This is a genomic window from Paenibacillus sp. 1A_MP2 (assembly GCF_052244825.1).
GTDB lineage: Bacteria > Bacillota > Bacilli > Paenibacillales > Paenibacillaceae > Paenibacillus > Paenibacillus vandeheii.
On record NZ_JBQQCS010000001.1, the window covers coordinates 1,693,195 to 1,708,931 of the forward strand.

At 46.3% G+C, this 15,737-nt stretch carries 16 protein-coding genes and 2 pseudogenes; 8 read left to right on the plus strand and 10 right to left on the minus strand.

Going from position 1 to position 15,737, the window contains the following annotated elements:
- Positions 1-103: 103 nt before the first annotated feature.
- Positions 104-1,210, minus strand: a complete 1,107-nt coding sequence (gene mqnE / locus ACTWJ7_RS08490) for an aminofutalosine synthase MqnE (protein ID WP_301881268.1) — start codon at positions 1,208-1,210, stop codon at positions 104-106.
- Positions 1,211-1,654: 444 nt separating this feature from the next.
- On the opposite strand from mqnE, the gene ACTWJ7_RS08495 reads away from it, so the two are divergent.
- Both ACTWJ7_RS08495 and ACTWJ7_RS08500 read left to right on the plus strand, forming a co-directional pair.
- Positions 1,655-2,011, plus strand: coding sequence for a HesB/IscA family protein (locus tag ACTWJ7_RS08495; protein WP_024632660.1), 357 nt, complete (start codon positions 1,655-1,657; stop codon positions 2,009-2,011).
- Positions 2,012-2,154: 143 nt separating this feature from the next.
- Positions 2,155-2,795: pseudogene (locus ACTWJ7_RS08500) on the plus strand (NAD(P)-dependent oxidoreductase).
- Positions 2,796-2,922: 127 nt separating this feature from the next.
- Here the strand turns inward: ACTWJ7_RS08500 and ACTWJ7_RS08505 are convergent.
- The 3 genes from ACTWJ7_RS08505 to ACTWJ7_RS08515 all read right to left on the minus strand — a co-directional run bounded on the left by ACTWJ7_RS08505 (position 2,923) and on the right by ACTWJ7_RS08515 (position 5,460).
- Positions 2,923-3,432: a hypothetical protein gene (locus ACTWJ7_RS08505; RefSeq protein ID WP_301881271.1), complete on the minus strand. Its 510-nt coding sequence runs from the start codon at positions 3,430-3,432 to the stop codon at positions 2,923-2,925.
- A 406-nt stretch (positions 3,433-3,838) separates the two neighbouring features.
- Positions 3,839-4,888 (minus strand): glycoside hydrolase family 53 protein, encoded by a 1,050-nt coding sequence (locus ACTWJ7_RS08510; protein ID WP_443145331.1) that lies wholly within the window; start codon positions 4,886-4,888, stop codon positions 3,839-3,841.
- Positions 4,889-5,232: 344 nt separating this feature from the next.
- Complete coding sequence (locus ACTWJ7_RS08515; RefSeq protein ID WP_024632656.1) at positions 5,233-5,460, minus strand: hypothetical protein; 228 nt, start codon at positions 5,458-5,460, stop codon at positions 5,233-5,235.
- A 250-nt stretch (positions 5,461-5,710) separates the two neighbouring features.
- Here ACTWJ7_RS08515 and ppk1 point away from each other — a divergent pair, with 250 nt between their 5' ends.
- The gene (gene ppk1, locus ACTWJ7_RS08520; RefSeq protein WP_301881272.1) at positions 5,711-7,792 is read left to right on the plus strand and encodes a polyphosphate kinase 1; all 2,082 of its coding nucleotides are present in this window, start codon (positions 5,711-5,713) and stop codon (positions 7,790-7,792) included.
- A gap of 204 nt (positions 7,793-7,996) precedes the next feature.
- On the opposite strand, the gene ACTWJ7_RS08525 is transcribed toward ppk1, so the two are convergent.
- Genes ACTWJ7_RS08525 through ACTWJ7_RS08535 form a run of 3 tightly spaced genes read right to left on the minus strand, consistent with a single transcriptional unit; the run spans position 7,997 to position 9,557 of the window.
- Positions 7,997-8,179, minus strand: coding sequence for a hypothetical protein (locus ACTWJ7_RS08525; protein WP_443145332.1), 183 nt, complete (start codon positions 8,177-8,179; stop codon positions 7,997-7,999).
- Positions 8,110-9,276, minus strand: a complete 1,167-nt coding sequence (locus ACTWJ7_RS08530; protein ID WP_443145333.1) for a Ppx/GppA phosphatase family protein — start codon at positions 9,274-9,276, stop codon at positions 8,110-8,112. The genes ACTWJ7_RS08525 and ACTWJ7_RS08530 overlap by 70 nt, the downstream gene beginning before the upstream one ends.
- Positions 9,277-9,302: 26 nt before the next feature.
- Entirely contained in the window at positions 9,303-9,557 is a 255-nt protein-coding gene (locus tag ACTWJ7_RS08535; protein WP_285078467.1) for a hypothetical protein, read from the minus strand.
- Positions 9,558-9,793: 236 nt separating this feature from the next.
- Between ACTWJ7_RS08535 and ACTWJ7_RS08540 the strand changes: the two genes are divergently transcribed.
- Positions 9,794-10,453 carry a YheC/YheD family protein gene (locus tag ACTWJ7_RS08540; RefSeq protein WP_301881274.1) on the plus strand — a complete coding sequence of 220 codons (660 nt, stop codon included), beginning with the start codon at positions 9,794-9,796 and terminating at the stop codon, positions 10,451-10,453.
- A gap of 355 nt (positions 10,454-10,808) precedes the next feature.
- On the plus strand, positions 10,809-10,952 hold the full coding sequence (locus ACTWJ7_RS08545) for a sporulation histidine kinase inhibitor Sda (protein WP_024632651.1): 144 nt from the start codon (positions 10,809-10,811) through the stop codon (positions 10,950-10,952).
- 22 nt (positions 10,953-10,974) lie between these two features.
- Here ACTWJ7_RS08545 and ACTWJ7_RS08550 read toward each other — a convergent pair whose 3' ends face one another.
- Complete coding sequence (locus tag ACTWJ7_RS08550) at positions 10,975-11,226, minus strand: hypothetical protein (protein ID WP_285078465.1); 252 nt, start codon at positions 11,224-11,226, stop codon at positions 10,975-10,977.
- An 84-nt stretch (positions 11,227-11,310) separates the two neighbouring features.
- The gene (locus tag ACTWJ7_RS08555; protein WP_211754064.1) at positions 11,311-12,285 is read right to left on the minus strand and encodes an NAD(P)/FAD-dependent oxidoreductase; all 975 of its coding nucleotides are present in this window, start codon (positions 12,283-12,285) and stop codon (positions 11,311-11,313) included.
- 536 nt (positions 12,286-12,821) lie between these two features.
- On the opposite strand from ACTWJ7_RS08555, the pseudogene ACTWJ7_RS08560 reads away from it, so the two are divergent.
- Together ACTWJ7_RS08560 and ACTWJ7_RS08565 are read left to right on the plus strand one after the other, a co-directional pair.
- Positions 12,822-14,014: pseudogene (locus tag ACTWJ7_RS08560) on the plus strand (NAD(P)/FAD-dependent oxidoreductase).
- Positions 14,011-14,265 carry a hypothetical protein gene (locus ACTWJ7_RS08565; RefSeq protein ID WP_024632648.1) on the plus strand — a complete coding sequence of 85 codons (255 nt, stop codon included), beginning with the start codon at positions 14,011-14,013 and terminating at the stop codon, positions 14,263-14,265. Before ACTWJ7_RS08560 ends, ACTWJ7_RS08565 begins: the two are co-directional and overlap by 4 nt.
- A gap of 138 nt (positions 14,266-14,403) precedes the next feature.
- Here ACTWJ7_RS08565 and hemQ read toward each other — a convergent pair whose 3' ends face one another.
- Positions 14,404-15,150, minus strand: coding sequence for a hydrogen peroxide-dependent heme synthase (hemQ, locus tag ACTWJ7_RS08570; RefSeq protein ID WP_285078464.1), 747 nt, complete (start codon positions 15,148-15,150; stop codon positions 14,404-14,406).
- A 230-nt stretch (positions 15,151-15,380) separates the two neighbouring features.
- On the opposite strand from hemQ, the gene ACTWJ7_RS08575 reads away from it, so the two are divergent.
- A complete protein-coding gene (locus ACTWJ7_RS08575; RefSeq protein ID WP_024632646.1) occupies positions 15,381-15,674 on the plus strand; it encodes a YuiB family protein in 294 nt (97 codons plus the stop codon).
- Positions 15,675-15,737 lie beyond the last annotated feature (63 nt).

Sequence of the window (15,737 nt, forward strand, 5' to 3'; positions counted from 1 at the left end):
AATTTAAAATTACGGATATGCTCCAGCAATTCGCACCCCTCCATTCCAAACGGCTCCCGGGTAGCTTGAAAGTCGACTGCTGGAGTGATGCTCTTGTTACATGCTACTCGTACACTTGAATTTCATTGTAGAACGTATCGCGCTCCACAGGAATACGCCCAGCACCCTTAATTAACCATATAAGCTCTTTGCGGGTGAGACCTTCAGGCGTTAGTGCGCCTGCTGCATGACTAATCCGTTCGCGAACGATCGTGCCGTGTGCATCCGAAGCACCGAATCCAAGGGCAACTTGAGTCAGCTGTGGACCGATGTTGATGAAGTAGGCTTTGATATGATCGATGTTATCAAGCATCAGACGGCTGATCGCAATCGTTTTGAGATCCTCGTAAGCGGAGTTACGACGCATGATACTCGCGTTTTTGCTTTTCGGCTGCATGGATAGAGGGATAAAGACCATGAATCCGTTCGTCTCATCCTGAAGCTCGCGAATTTGTGCCATATGGTTTACACGGTCCTCATAGGACTCAATGGATCCATAAAGCATTGTAGTGTGCGTGCGCATGCCCAGATTATGAGCAGTACGGTGCACTTCCAGATAGCGGTCAACGTTCGCTTTGTCCACACGCATTTTTTTACGGTATTCATCGGACAAAATCTCTGCGCCGCCGCCGGTCAGTGATTTCAAACCTGCCTTTTGCAGCTCCTGTAACACTTCCTTGATGCTCAGTCCGCTGATACGAGTGAAGAAATCAATCTCGGCAGCCGTGTAGGCTTTCAGCGTAACATCCGGATATTTTTCGTTTAAAGCACGCAAGGAATCGACATAATATTGAAAAGGAACATGGTTGTTATGTCCGCCTACAATATGGAACTCGCGTACACCTGGGTGAATATGCTGTTCTACGTAATCGATCATTTCCTGACCGGACAACGTGTAAGAACCATCTTCGCCTTGATCTTTGCGGAAGTTACAGAAAGCACAGTGGGCTTCGCATACGTTGGTAAAATAAAGGCTCATGTTTTCAATAAAGTAAACCTTCTTGCCATTCTTACGCAGGTTGACCTCATTGGCCAATTGGCCCAAAGTCAGCAGATCATCCGATTCATACAGATAAACGCCATCTTCTACGTTCAGCCTTACGCCGTTCTGTACCTTCTCAACGATTTCAGCCATTCTTTTGTCTGTGAACGGTGTTACCAATGTAGACATGTTGTATCCTCCTATTCTTAACCGGAATCGAGTTGGGTTGTAGGACTTACTTACAGAACTACATAGAAAAGATGCGGTCATCTGCCGCCATCTTATGTGGACTAACTCTTATTTACCCGGTGCAGCTTGTGCTGCGTACGTAAAACTAATTTTTTCATGTAAACGAGTCTTGTGACTCTATATGCATTGGGGACTGCGTGCAGTCTCGAAATGTGAAAAAAATTACAACTCCATATATGCCCATCACCTGAATAAGTCATGACAAAATATCGACATTTCAAAGCGATCACCTACCCATTATAAACCTCGTGTCCCGGGGGTTCAATACACTGGGAAGAAAAAGGAGATAAGGGGGAACGCGGAAACAGGCAAAGATGACTTGAGCCCCTTGACGGGGTGGAGTATAATTTAAGGGAGAGTTAACGAAAAGGAGAGTGACCTGGCATGATTAGCATCAGCGAAACGGCTGCAGACCGATTGAAAGAAATGCTTGCACAGCAAGAGGCACCTGGTATGTTCTTGCGTCTTGGCGTAGCACCGGGCGGTTGTACCGGATTTTCGTACGCCATGGGCTTTGACGATAAAGAGTCCGATGAGGACCTCTATATGGATATTCAGAATATGAAGGTTGTTGTAGAGAAGGAAAACCTGAAATATTTGAATGGACTCGAAATTGATTTTGAAGAATCCGGCATGTCCGGCGGTTTCACCATCCACAACCCGAACGCAGTGGCAACCTGCGGCTGTGGATCATCCTTCCGTACACGTGAAGAAGCGGGCGTACCTGATAAAGATTGTTAATCATGGTGAATCAAGACCTCTATAGCGGATTAGTCTCGTACTAATCACGTTATGGAGGTTTTTTTGTAAGTTGACAAGTTATGTTGTAACTAATATAGTTACATTATAAAGTTTATAAATACGAACCCAAAGGAGAGATTAAGATGAAAATTGGAATTATTGGCGCGACAGGCAAAGCGGGAAATTTGATTTTGAAAGAAGCGTTGGATAGAGGGCATGAAGTGACAGCAATCGTTCGGAATGCATCCAAGGTGGAAGATAAAAGTCTGAATGTACTTGAAAAAGACGTATTCGACCTCACGGCAGAGGATGCCAAATCATTTGACGTCATCGTCAATGCATTCGGTGCGCCAGCCGGGAAAGAGAATCTGCATGTGGAAGCAGGACAAGCCTTGATTAATACTCTGAAAGATGCTCCGAATACTCGACTGATCGTTGTTGGCGGAGCAGGAAGCCTGTTCACGGACGATTCGAAAACACTGCGTGTAGTGGACTCTCCAGGATTCCCTGATGCGTACAAAGCAACTGCGACGAATCAGGGAAAAATTTGCAGGATCTGCAAGCTTCCTCTGGGATTCAATGGACATTCCTGAGCCCGGCGGGCTTCTTTAATCCAGAGGGTGTTCGGACAGGGAAATACCAAGCAGGTAATGATGTCATTCTGGTCAATAGTGAAGGCAACAGCTACATCAGCTATGCTGACTATGCTATTGCTTTGGTGGACGAGATCGAGAACCCGCTGCATAAAAACGAGCGCTTTACGGTTGTAGGCGAAGCGAAGTAATTGATTCGAACTAAAAGAGATGGAAAATGGACGCCAATCCTTACGAGATTAGCGTCCATTTTTTTGTATCGTTATGAAGTTGGTGTACGTAATCCGGATATACTGAACGTAGTCCTCTTCAGACTGCCTAGTGTGGTGTAATATCATCTGTATTTGGATTCTCTATTAGTTCTGCCGACTCTACCGACTCTATACTTTCCATACCATCCATGGCATCTACGAGTCCTACAGCCAATGTAGTGACTGCCGCAGCGGCAATCAGATTCTTGGCCCCGAGCTTTACTCTTTCCATGTCCTCGTCTTTCATGCCGACAAAAACATCTTTGCCACCGTTATACACATACTTCGCTGATACCACTACACCTTTCGCTGTATTGGTAACGGCTCCTCCAATATCGGAAAGTCCAGCGTCTAATGCTGTATTGTCTTTTCTGATCACACCACTGGCCATATCATATGTACCGCTGGCAAGTTGGCCTACTGTCTTCCCTGTATTAATCGTAGCTTTCTCTACGCCATTCCCAATTTCTTTGATGAATGGGCTTCCTGCAAGTTCCCCAGCCACTCTGACGGTGCCGCCCAGTACTTTCCCAGTAACTTCCCCAGCAAACTGACCCAGTTCTTTTAAAAATCCCATACGTTTCCCCACCTTTAGAATAAGTGTGCTGTCTGAATCTTTTATCTTATTATATAAGTATATGAGCGAAAAGACTATTTACGTTCAGACCACATTGAAGTGTTAAACAACACATGAAGCCTTCAAGAGGGCTTTCTAGACCAAAAAAGATGCTGCTCCTATTAGAAGCAGCACCTTTATCATTTATTACCCCAAATTCCTACTAAACACATTTTAGAAGTATCCTACAAGCAGCGAGCGTAGTGGAGGGGACGGAATCGATTCTGAAGAAGCAAAGCGTTCGCCTTTATCCCCGGATTTTGTCCTATGGAATAGGACATTCAAAAAAATCCGGGGATAACAGCGATCGAAAGAACGATCCGTAACCGTAACGCCACCCGCTGCTCATCAGATACTTATCTCCGTGTTAGTCGACAAATCCTTCCAACATTACGGTCGGCAAGCCATTAGACTGCCATGCACCTTTGCTGTAACCGCCGTTGTAACCCGGCGTTGCTTCAGGCTCCCAGTAGAATACACCTTTACCTTTGCTGCTCGGCAGATTGCGGAATTGCGTTTTCATCGCTGCGACAAAACTTTTACCAGCTGCCGGTTGGGTGTTATCCATCCCGATCTCCGATACGATAATCTCTTTGCCATACCGGTTGATCAGATCCTTGGCATTGTTTACCGCATTGGTGACAGCCGTGTTCCAGCCGGAGGCGGAAGGATAGAGGGACATGGCAATCATGTCAAAGTTGGCACCGTTATCGATCAGGCCACCGATATTCCATACAAAGAGGGCATTATCATCCCCGCCTGCTAGGTGAACGATCGTTTTGGTGCTGGTGCTGATGGACTTCACGGCATTATGACCCGTGTTCACCAGCCACGCATAATTTTTCATGTTGGTGGATGCTTTCCCATCTTCCCATAACATACCGTTGCTTGTTTCGTTACCGATTTGTACCCAGTCCGGGGTTACGCCTTTACTCTGCATGGCTGTCATAACTTCACGCGTGTGATTCCATACAGCATCCATCAGCTGCTGGAACGTGTAGTTTTTCCACGCCGCAGGTTTGGTTTGTTGACCCGGGTCAGCCCAGGAATCACTGTAGTGCAGAGTGAGCATGACGCTCATGCCTGCATTTTTGGCACGCAGGGCCAGAGCTGCTGCACGATCCTTGTTCATGTAACCGTTACCATAATCATTCGAAGGATTAACAAAGACACGAATACGAACGGAGTTGATCTGGTAATCATTTTTCAAAATATCAATAATATCACGCTGTACGCCGTTTTTGTCTTTCCATTTGTAACCTTGCGCTTCCATTCCGGGAACCCAACTGATGTCGGCCCCTTTGGCGAAGCTTGGTGCTGCATTGGCATGCTGGCCTGTGGGCAGCATAATAGAGGTGAATAACAAAACAAAGACCAGAGCGATGGATGTATTGAAACCCCTTACATTTTTGAACATTACAATATGCCTCCTCGAATATGGGTTGAGTTGCAACCTAATTATATCGGGCATCCTTTGCTCAACTACAGGGTTCATTTCCAATATTTTGGTTGTTTTTTCAACCTCTGCGAAAAAAGACAAAACAAAAAGCCGTCCGAAGACGGCTTTTCTACCCGTGGCGCTTTTTGAAACCTTGATCCGTATCCCGCGCCTCCACCAGCATCAGTTAAATTAAGCTAGTGGATCGGGTAAGGGACACGTTCAACATGTGATTAGATATGTTGACGCACCTCCTTTCCTTGTGCCAAGAGTATACAACACTCTTTTCCGGAAAGCTAGTCTTTTTTCATATTTACGTAAAATTATTTTTCGGTTTGGAACATCGTAATATCCCGGTCATAATGACTTTTCGTACCGTTATCGTTGCGAATTCTTACGCTGTCTTCGCTGATCCGCTCCACGATGCCACGGCCTACTTCACAATAGACGCCCGCTGGATCTTCCTGCCATGCGGTTACCGTGCATTGGGATAGTGCAGCCGTGAAAAACTCTATATTTTTTTGTAACGTTCTAGGTTTGTTCGATTTCATTATATACTCCTTTAACAAATGCAATTTTGGATGATGGATAGCAACCGGACAATTTACACTGTACATCACTTTACTCTGTCTCCTGCTCTTTGTAAAGGGATGGAAAAAGTTATCGCTATGAGGTATCATTTACATAAATTTTACATAGCGTTTACACTTTGATGACGCTTGTAACCAATCACGAATAGTACAATTAATTATATCAGAATATTGATTCAAAAAAGATATGCAACACATTCGGAGGCCATACATGCATAGAGATGTCAAAACAGGTAACTACGTTAACCGTGATTTAAGTTGGGTTGAGTTTAATCGTCGTGTGCTCCAGGAGGCGCAAGATCCAACAACACCACTGCTGGAACGCATGAGGTTTCTTGGCATTGTCGCCAGTAACCTGGACGAGTTCGTAAGTGTAAGGGTAGCGGAGACGAAAGAGAAGATCAAGGCTGGATTTACGCAAAAGGATTTTACAGGTTACACCCCTTCGGGTTTGTACCGCAGATTGATTAAACGAACGGGGACCATGGTCGCCGAACAATATAAAACCTATCGTGAGCTCATTCGTCTTCTTGCCAAGAAAGGCGTCAATTTTCAGGAATACACAGATCTGAATATGACCCAGCAGCGAGCAATGGACCAGTATTTTCATGAGATCATTTTTCCGGTATTAACACCGATGGCTATTGATCAGAGTCGCCCATTTCCACTGGTACACAACAAATCTGTATATCTGTCCGTGATGCTGCAGAAGGAAGAAGAGCAGGAGGGGGAGCCGTTTTTGGCTATTGTGCAGGTGCCTTCCAATATTCCTCGGGTTATTCCTGTACCTCTTCGGGCGAATAGTAAAAAGAAAACGTTCATTTTGATCGAAGATCTCATCAAACATCATATTCATACCCTTTTCAGCGGATATGTTCCACTGGCTGTACAGGAATTCAGGGTGACCCGCAATGCGGATCTTTTCATTAATGAAGAAGAAGCGGAAGATTTACTTGAAGCAATTGAGAAGGAATTGCGGCGCAGACGCCGGGGAGCACCGGTACGACTGGAAGTGTGTACGGATTTCCGGCCGGATGCATTGCTTGAACTGCGGGAAGAGTTCGATATTCAAGATCCTGTGTACGAAATTGATGGACCTTTGGATCTGAGTTTTCTGGCCGGGTTTGTGGATAGTCTGGAAGGCTTCTCTCATCTGAAATACAGTCCGGTGCAGCCTGTCTATCCTCTGGAGTTCCTTCCACGGGAAAGTCACTTCGAGCTGCTGCGTAAACGGGATGTGCTCGTTCATCATCCATATGAATCCTTCGAACCGGTAACGGACTTTATTGTAGAGGCTTCGGAAGATCCGCGCGTCATGGCGATCAAAATGACGTTATACCGGGTGAATGGGGATTCCCGTCTCATTCCTGCACTGGCTCATGCTGCCGAGAGCGGTAAACAAGTGACCGTTGTGGTTGAATTGAAAGCCAGATTTGATGAAGAACGAAACATTGCATGGGCCCGCACGCTGGAGAAAGCAGGCTGTCATGTGGTTTACGGATTGGTTGGATTAAAGACTCATGCCAAGATCATTCTTGTCGTACGCAGAGAACAGAGTGGTCTAAGAAGGTACGTGCATGTTGGAACAGGTAACTACAATGAAAGCACAGCCAAAGTGTATACCGACGTGGGACTGTTCACCTCCAATCCCATCATTGGCGAAGATGCATCGGAACTGTTCAATGAGATTACCGGATATTCCGGACCCAAAGCATTGCAGGCATTCCGGGTCGCCCCAGACGGCATGAAGGACGAACTGTTCGCGCTTATTCGACGGGAAGCAGAGCATGCCTTGAAGGGAAGACCATCCAGGATTATTGCCAAAATCAATTCCTTATCCCATCAAGATATCATTGATGAATTATATCTGGCATCTCAAGCCGGAGTACAGATTGATCTGATCGTGCGCGGTGTATGCTGCTTGCGTCCTGGTGTAGAGGGACTTAGTGAGAATATTCGTGTGATCAGCATCGTGGACCGGTTCCTGGAACACTCCAGACTGTTCTATTTTGAAAATAGTGGGAACCCGGATGTGTATCTGTCCAGTGCAGACTGGATGACCCGCAATTTGAAGCGAAGAATTGAGCTGATGTGTCCCGTGTTTGATCCAGAGCTGAAGAAGATGCTGGTGGACATTCTGAACCTGTCTCTGAACGATAATGTGAAAGCAAGAGAGCTTATGCCTGGCGGCAATTATGTATTTGTACAAAATGAAAAACCCCCGCTGAGAAGTCAGACGGAGGCGATGGGGATTATCCCTTGGAAGCCTGCTGAATGGAGTGTGTTAACGTAACTCCCCAAGCTTCCTGCAAATCTTTGACGGCCTCTTCGAGGTCGCTCAGTTCCAGTAACGGCTCGGCTGTACAGATGAATTGCATCTGCAGCGAGTCGTTTTCTTTTGCTGCCTTTATGGCAGTGATACTTTCAGCTCGATTGATCGCTTCAGTTACGCGCAGCAGTGAGCCCAGGCGATGGGCATGCCGTTCATCTGAATCCTTTAGAATGTCCTTGTGCTTTTGAAGCAGCTGGGGCGTTCTTTTTTTGGATGATAATCGGCTGCAATGGCACTAAGGATCGTCTCCCGGTGAGAGAGTCCGTAGATACTCGCATTCATAATCCAATAGGCCGAGTGCTGGGGATAACGGAAATAGTTAATCTGTTTTCCAGCCATGTGCAGCATACAGGTCGTATACAGGATCCGGGCATCTGCTGGATCGGGGAACTACCTTGTAAAGCAGTATACAGGGTAAGCGCATCCTGGTGGATCCGATTTAGACGTTTCTCCGGAATCGGTGGGCCAAAATGGATGAAGTTGCGAATGCTGTCCTTCAGCGCGTCTGGCACGACCGGCTGACCTGCAGCCAGGAGATCCCTTAGCAAACCATCCCGTAACCCCGCTCCGCTCACGACATAACGATCTCCCTGGATGATCTGGAAGACCGTGCGCAATATGAGAACACCTGGCACAATAATGTCTGCACGATCCTTGGCAAGACCGGGTACTTTCTTGCGTTGTGCCGAGGTGAGATGTGGCAAAGAACGAGCGATATTTTCCATCTCTTCTGCACCGATTTCATAATGATGTGTAACCGGCAATGAATACTGCGTTCTCTTCTGTTCAACTTTGGCTAGGGTACGCATCGTGCCGCCAAGTCCTATGAGAGGTAGTCCGGGATGTTGTCTGACCCAGTCCTGGTCACTTAATGCCTGGATAACTTCATTACAGAGGGCGGTCGCATTAGCTTCAGTCCACTGATCTTCTCCGCCATAACGGGCGTGTGAGTTCACAGCTCCGATAGGCAGAGAGATGCTGTGCAGTCGTTTTCGATCGCGGAATACAGTGATCTCGGTACTTCCTCCGCCAATATCCACGACATAACCATCCGCCAGATCAATCGATTGAGTGACACCTAGGAAGCCGTAATAGGCTTCCTTATCGCCGGATACACATTCAATCGTAAGTCCCGTCTCGGCTTCCAGCCAACCTATAATTTCTGAAGCATTGCCTGCATTCCGAATGGCCGCTGTTGCTGCCGCACGGATGAGCTTGGCTTGATAAGCTTCGCAGGTAGCCCTGAATTGTCGCAAAATTGTGATAGCCTTGTCCAGTGAATGTCGCAGAATCGTTCCGTCTTGTTCAACCACATTGCTTAGACGAGCTGCATATTTGTCTTCATGAATGATGCGATAGGCTCTATCCGAATCGAGTTCATAAATAACCAGACGTATGGAATTGGAGCCGATATCGATGATTCCGAGTATTTCGTTATGTGTCATAAGCATCTCCTTCTACAGAGGTTAATCTACCCGATTCTCAGCAAGGCTGCCATGGCTTCTGGTGAACCCGGAGGCGTCGAGGTGAAGGGCGTGGTCAGCATGACCACTATAATGAAGACGATAAAGCAGGCAAACAGAATACAACTTACAGCAAAACCGCGATTGCTTTTCTTCATAAACAGTCGAATACCTGTAACGAATAGAAGCACCGTAATGGCTACCAGAACGATAGAAATGGCAAAATAGGCTACACCATACAGTGATTTGAAAAATGATTCCATGTCTTCTGAACGCTCCTTAGATCCTCATATTTAAGCCTCTCCAAACCATTCCTTAGTAGCATACGATAGATTGATGCGTTTGAAAAGCAAACCAGGCGCTTGTTCCCGCCTTGAAACAAGCTTATGGACTTTTTCCACGGAAAAGGGGCCCCAGCCTTGGACAGACATCCAAGAAAGCACGGCTCCAGTTGAGTATGTATAAGGAAGGACTATTGTTCAGGAAAGGAGATCAACCCATGTCGAGACAGCTTGCAAGCAAATGGCTGAAGACAGCGGCGCTGTTGAAATATCCGGTAGCCGCTGTCCACATTCCACAGACGAAGACGTTCAACTCGGGGAATCTGCTAAACATGCTTAGTCATTACGGAATGGTGTATATCAAACCTGTTGTCGGTGGTGGAGGTTACGGTGTCATTAGAGTATCAGTAAGTGGAGGAGCCTACCGGTACACTCATATGAAAATAACCCGTTCTTTTACTCATTTTAATCAAATGTACCGCTCTCTAATCCGCGTAAAAGCTAGACGGAGATACTTGATCCAGCAAGGCATTCATTTGGCGACCATTCAAGGCAGACCTGTCGATTACAGAGTCAAAGTCGTCAAGACAGAAAGAGGCTGGGTATTCCGTTCGATGGTGGGACGGCTCGCTCGTCCGGGATTGGTCGTGACCAATCTTAGCAAAGGAGGAACGATGCTGTCCGGCAGAAGAGCACTCGCTCTGTCACTGCCTCATATTTCCGGAAAATATAAACGTCGAGAGATGCGTTCATTGACACTCACATGTACACGGATCATGGAAAGTCAGTTCCCTGGTGTGGGGCAGCTCGGTTTCGATTATGGACTGGATCATTCAGGCAAGATATGGATTTTGGAAGTGAACACCAGACCACAATGAAAATGGTGAAAAAAGCTAAAAAAATCCAAAGAAAATCCGATAGTAATATAGAAGGAAACTAGGTGGAAAACGTTTGGAATTTAACAATTAAGGGTAATTTACTCGCATCAACTCTTGAAACTATGAATTTATTCTAAAAAAAATGCTATGATAATCGTTCTGTTCGATAAGCTTCGATCCTGTGTATAAATACTATCCACACTATCCACGTTGATCAATCAACATTTTTACCATTTATCAACAAACTATACACAGGATTTCCACATAACGTTGTGGATAACAAGAACGCTTGTTCTCTTTATAAATCTCTGATATGATAGTTTTGAGGAAAAAAAAGGAAAGGTTGTGGCGGGAAATGGCTATGTTATCCGATGAGATGTTATTGGACTCCTACCATAAGGCGATTGAGTTGGATCTCGAACGAGATTTCATCGCACTGCTGTTGGCAGAAATCCATAAGCGCAAACTGGGTACCGACGTATCTGCCATTCTTCACTAGAGATCCTCATTTGCAGGCAATGCTACAGTTTTCCGGACATGTCCCATAGATTTACAGGCCATAGTGTGCTTGTCTGACATTGGTGACAGTACATCATATGATTGCAAACGTTTTCGGATTCGTCTGCCGTGTCAGAGGAAGTGTGAATGGCGTAGGGGCTGTATGGTCCGGTGTAATCGTCCAATTTGCCGCATTCTGACAGTCCCTGAAGGCAGTGGGGACAAGCCTGCTCCGGTACAACCAGACCGTTACACAGCGGGCATATATAAGACAAGGGTATCCCTCCTGATGTTGAATTCATTCAGGAGTAAGATACCCTTTTTTGTGTCTTTTATATTCTATAAGATTCCATAAGGAATTAGCGCTTCATGTTACTGCTGTGTCCTGGAGACAGCTTGGCGTCTGGATCGAAGTATACCTTGGCATTGTTGACTGCGGTTGGCGCTTCACCGAATCCGACAGCAATCAGCTTCAGCTTGCCTGGATATGTTGTAATATCTCCGGCAGCATAGATACCCGGAATCGAGGTTTCCATGCGGGAATCGACCACGATGGAATTGCTGTCAATTTCGATGCCCCATTCTGCGATAGGTCCCAGGGAAGAGACAAAGCCAAAGTTGACGATGACATCATCCACTTCAATTTCCTGTGTTTCCTTGGTTTTGACGTGAGCCAAAGTAACCTTGGTAATACTGTCCTCACCGTGAAGTTCGGTAATTTCGGTAGGTGTAACGATGTTCACCTTGGAATTCATCAGGTTTTCGACACTGTGCTCATGCGCACGGAATTTGTCGCGGCGATGGATCAGGGTTACTTGCTCAGCGATCGGCTCGAGCATGAGCGCCCAGTCTACAGCGGAGTCACCGCCACCGCTGATCAGTACTTTTTTGCCGGCAAAGGCGTTCAGATCACTGATGAAATAGTGCAGATTGGTTTTTTCGAATTTGGCAGCACCCTCAAGCTCCAGACGACGGGGTTCGAATGCACCCACACCGGCAGTGATAATTACGGCTTTGGCGTGATATTCATTCACATCGGTTTTTACGACGAAGTGACGTTCTTCTAGTTTCTCTACCGAAACAACCTTTTCCTCAAGACGGATGTTCGGGTTAAAATGGCTCATTTGCTCCACCAGATTATTCACCAGTTCCTGAGCGGTCACCTTCGGGAAACCGGCTACATCATAGATGAATTTTTCGGGATAGAGGGCGGCAAGTTGTCCACCAAGTTGTGGCATACTTTCAACCAGAGTAACGGATGCCTGACGCATCCCTCCGTAAAACGCGGCGAACAGACCCGCAGGGCCGCCACCAATAATAAGTAAATCGGTCATGTCATGACCGGCAGTTTGTGCAGTCAAGAATCAACAACACCTTTCTTATTTTAATAGGTAGTTAACAGAAATAATGAAGCCGGGTACGTTTTTGTACCCAGCGTTTGTTGCTGAACTGTCTTTCTCATTATAAACGGTGTAAACTGGGTTGCAAAGTTGGCAGTATGATGAAACTGGGAACAATAGATGAAGATCAGGTGAGAATAGGATGAAATTGGAAATGAAAGGTTATGAAAAATAACAAAAAAAACCTTGATATTTGCCAGAAATACAGATATCCTTGACCTGTACTATGTGTTTTTTTGTCTAATTTAGCCCCAATTTGTAATGTGAAGACAATACCCGCGTTTTGTTGAATCTTGTGTATAATTTCACAATTTTAATCGATAACTTGCATGCAAAAAGTTCAAATAAATTCGCGAAGTTAACATTTGTCGTCATAATGGATAAGACCTCATCAATATGGGTAAGTAAGAGCCTTTTTACAACAAAACAAACGAACGGTTGATGCGAACGAAACCGGAAGGGGTACAGACATGAGCAGCATTCCCAAAATCGTCATCCTCGGCGCGGGCTATGGCGGGATTCTGACAGCCCAGCGGCTGCAGAAGGAATTGAACTATAACGAGGCCGATGTCACATTGGTGAACCGGCATGATTATCATTATATCACCACACATCTACATATGCCGGCAGCCGGCACAGATACGATTGAACATGCAAGGGTCCCGATATCGAAGCTGATTGACGAGTTCAAGATTGATTTGGTCAAGTCTTCGGTGAAGGAGATCCGGCTGCAGGATCGGAAGATCATTCTGGAGGACGGCACGTTATCCTATGATTATCTGATTATTGGATTGGGCGGGAACCGGAAACCTTCGGTATTCCGGGTATGCTCGATCATGCGATGACCATTCGCAGCATTAACTCGGTCCGAATGATTCGCGAGCATATCGAATATCAGTTTGCCATGTACAAAAACGATAATAAACGTAACCGCATTCGTTTTGTCGTGGGTGGAGCTGGCTTCAGTGGTGTCGAATTCGTGGCGGAACTTGCGGATCGCATTCCTCAGCTTTGCAAGGAATTCGACGTGAATCCGAAAAACGTACACATCTATAATGTCGAAGCAGCACCTTCAGCTTTGCCGGGCTTTGACCCGGAACTGGTTGAGCATGCAATGAACGTGTTGAAGAAAAAAGGCGTTACTTTCAAAATCGGTGTTCCGATCAAGCAATGTCTGCCAGACGGTGTCATTGTGGGTGAAGGTGAAAAACTCGATGCAGCAACGGTCGTATGGACCGGCGGTATTCGTGGAAACGCCCTGCTTGAGCAGGCAGGCCTTGAAGTGATGCGTGGACGGGTGAAGGTTGATGAGTTTTTGCGTGCCCCAGGGCATGAGCACGTCTATGTTATCGGTGACAATTCACTGGTGTTCAACAATGAAGGGCGCCCATATCCACCAACCGCGCAGATCGCAATGCAGCAGGGTGTTAACTGTGCCAAAAACGTTGTCGCTGCCATCCGCAAGAAGCAGCCAAAACCTTTTGTATTTACAAGTAAAGGTACGGTCGCGTCATTGGGGAAAGGTGAAGCTATCGCTGTCGTAGGCGGTAAGAAGTACAAGGGCTGGAAAGCGGCTCAGCTGAAAAAGCTGGTGGATCTCCGGTACTTGTTTATCATCGGTGGCATTCCTTTGGTACTGAAGAAAGGGCGGTTTTTTGGATGAGACATTGCAGTGTTCAGGTCAGAGGACTACTCACGCGAGAAGAACTGGATCGGTACAACGCCCTGATGCAAGTCGGTGGTTATCTGGAGGAACAGGATCAGTATGATCTGGCTTACATCGTTCAGAAGGAAGTGGATATTCTCATTTTGCCTGCCATCGAGCGGCTTAAGGAGAAGGGACGTGACCGTGACAGAGCAACAGCTGAATTTCTGGAGTCTCTGAAAGCGGTTGATGAAGAGGATCAGGATTAAGAGGATTAAGCAATCACGTTATCCCAAAGAACCTGAGTCATCCATTTAATATTGAACATTTCATATTCATTCGAAAAAAATAAAGCACCGCTGACCCTGTTCTTGGAGGGATCACGGTGCTTTTTGTGATTTATACGATTACAGCTTGAGCATGTCTTCCAAAGTTTCTTCGTTCAGGAGGCTTCCCACATAGAAAGAGCCGAATTCGCCATAACGGGCACTGACTTCATCAAAGCGCATCTCGTAAACGAGCTTCTTGAACTGAAGTGCATCATCCGCAAACAGCGTAACGCCCCATTCCCAGTCGTCAAAACCAACGGAACCGGTAATGATCTGTTTCACTTTGCCTGCATAGCTGCGACCAATCATGCCGTGACTGCGCATCATTGTACGACGCTCATCCATGGACAGCATGTACCAGTTGTCGTTCAACTCGCGTTTTTTGTTCATCGGGTAGAAGCAGATGTACTGCCGCTGTGGCAGTACGGGTTTGAGACGGGCGATAATTTCCGGGTTCTGCATCGGGTCTTCGCCCTCTTTGCTGAGATAGTTACTCAGCTCCACTACGCTGACGTAAGAATACGATTTGGTCGTGTACTGGGCAAACATCGTTTTGTTGAAGGCATTCTCAACGGCCTTCAGATCTTCCAGCGTTTCACGCAAATGCATCATGACAAGGTCGGCTTTTTGGCCCACAACCGTATACACGACTGTGCTCCCTTGGGAGGAATTCTCGACTTCCTTCCATTCTTTCCAGAATTCCTCCAGCTCGTCCAGTGCTACGGCACGTTCCTCATCATCGGCTGCTTTCCAGGCGGCCCAGTTAATCGAGCGAAAATCATGCAGGGCGTACCAGCCCTCCAGTGTTGATGCGGCTTCGTTCATGAATTGTATTCCTCCTGCAATGTATATTTCCAAATCCGGTAAGGGACGGTTGAATGCGTTATCGTCTTTATTGTATCCCAACAGGAAGCAGAAGGGCAAATGAAGTGAAGCTGATTATAGGGAAATTTGTCCAGAAAGTTCGTTGCTTCGCCACATTTTTTGCGGTACACTATCTACTATCCGTAGTAAGAGAAACCCGAGTCAGTGAAAGAAGAGGTGAACGTCACCCGATGCAGTTTATACCTGTGCTGGTTTTGATGGTGTTATTTTTCGTTATGATGTTTGGTATCGGTTTCATTCTGAATATGCTGATGAAGACAACCTGGTTTCCTTCCTATCTGTTCATTATTGTTATTTTGCCTGTTGTCGTGTATTCCTTATGGGATCATACGGCATCACTGATGTCGCATCTGGGTTCTTTCCATATTGTTGACTATATGACGGGCATAGCTGGACTTGCTGGAGCGGTCATCAGTGGCTGGGCCATTCGCAAACTTCGTCTCGGCGGGTACAAAATGTTTTAATCAGCTAGCCAGAGGGCAGCAAATGCTGGGCTGCATTGTCCGTAAAGGTCTTGCCTTTGTCGT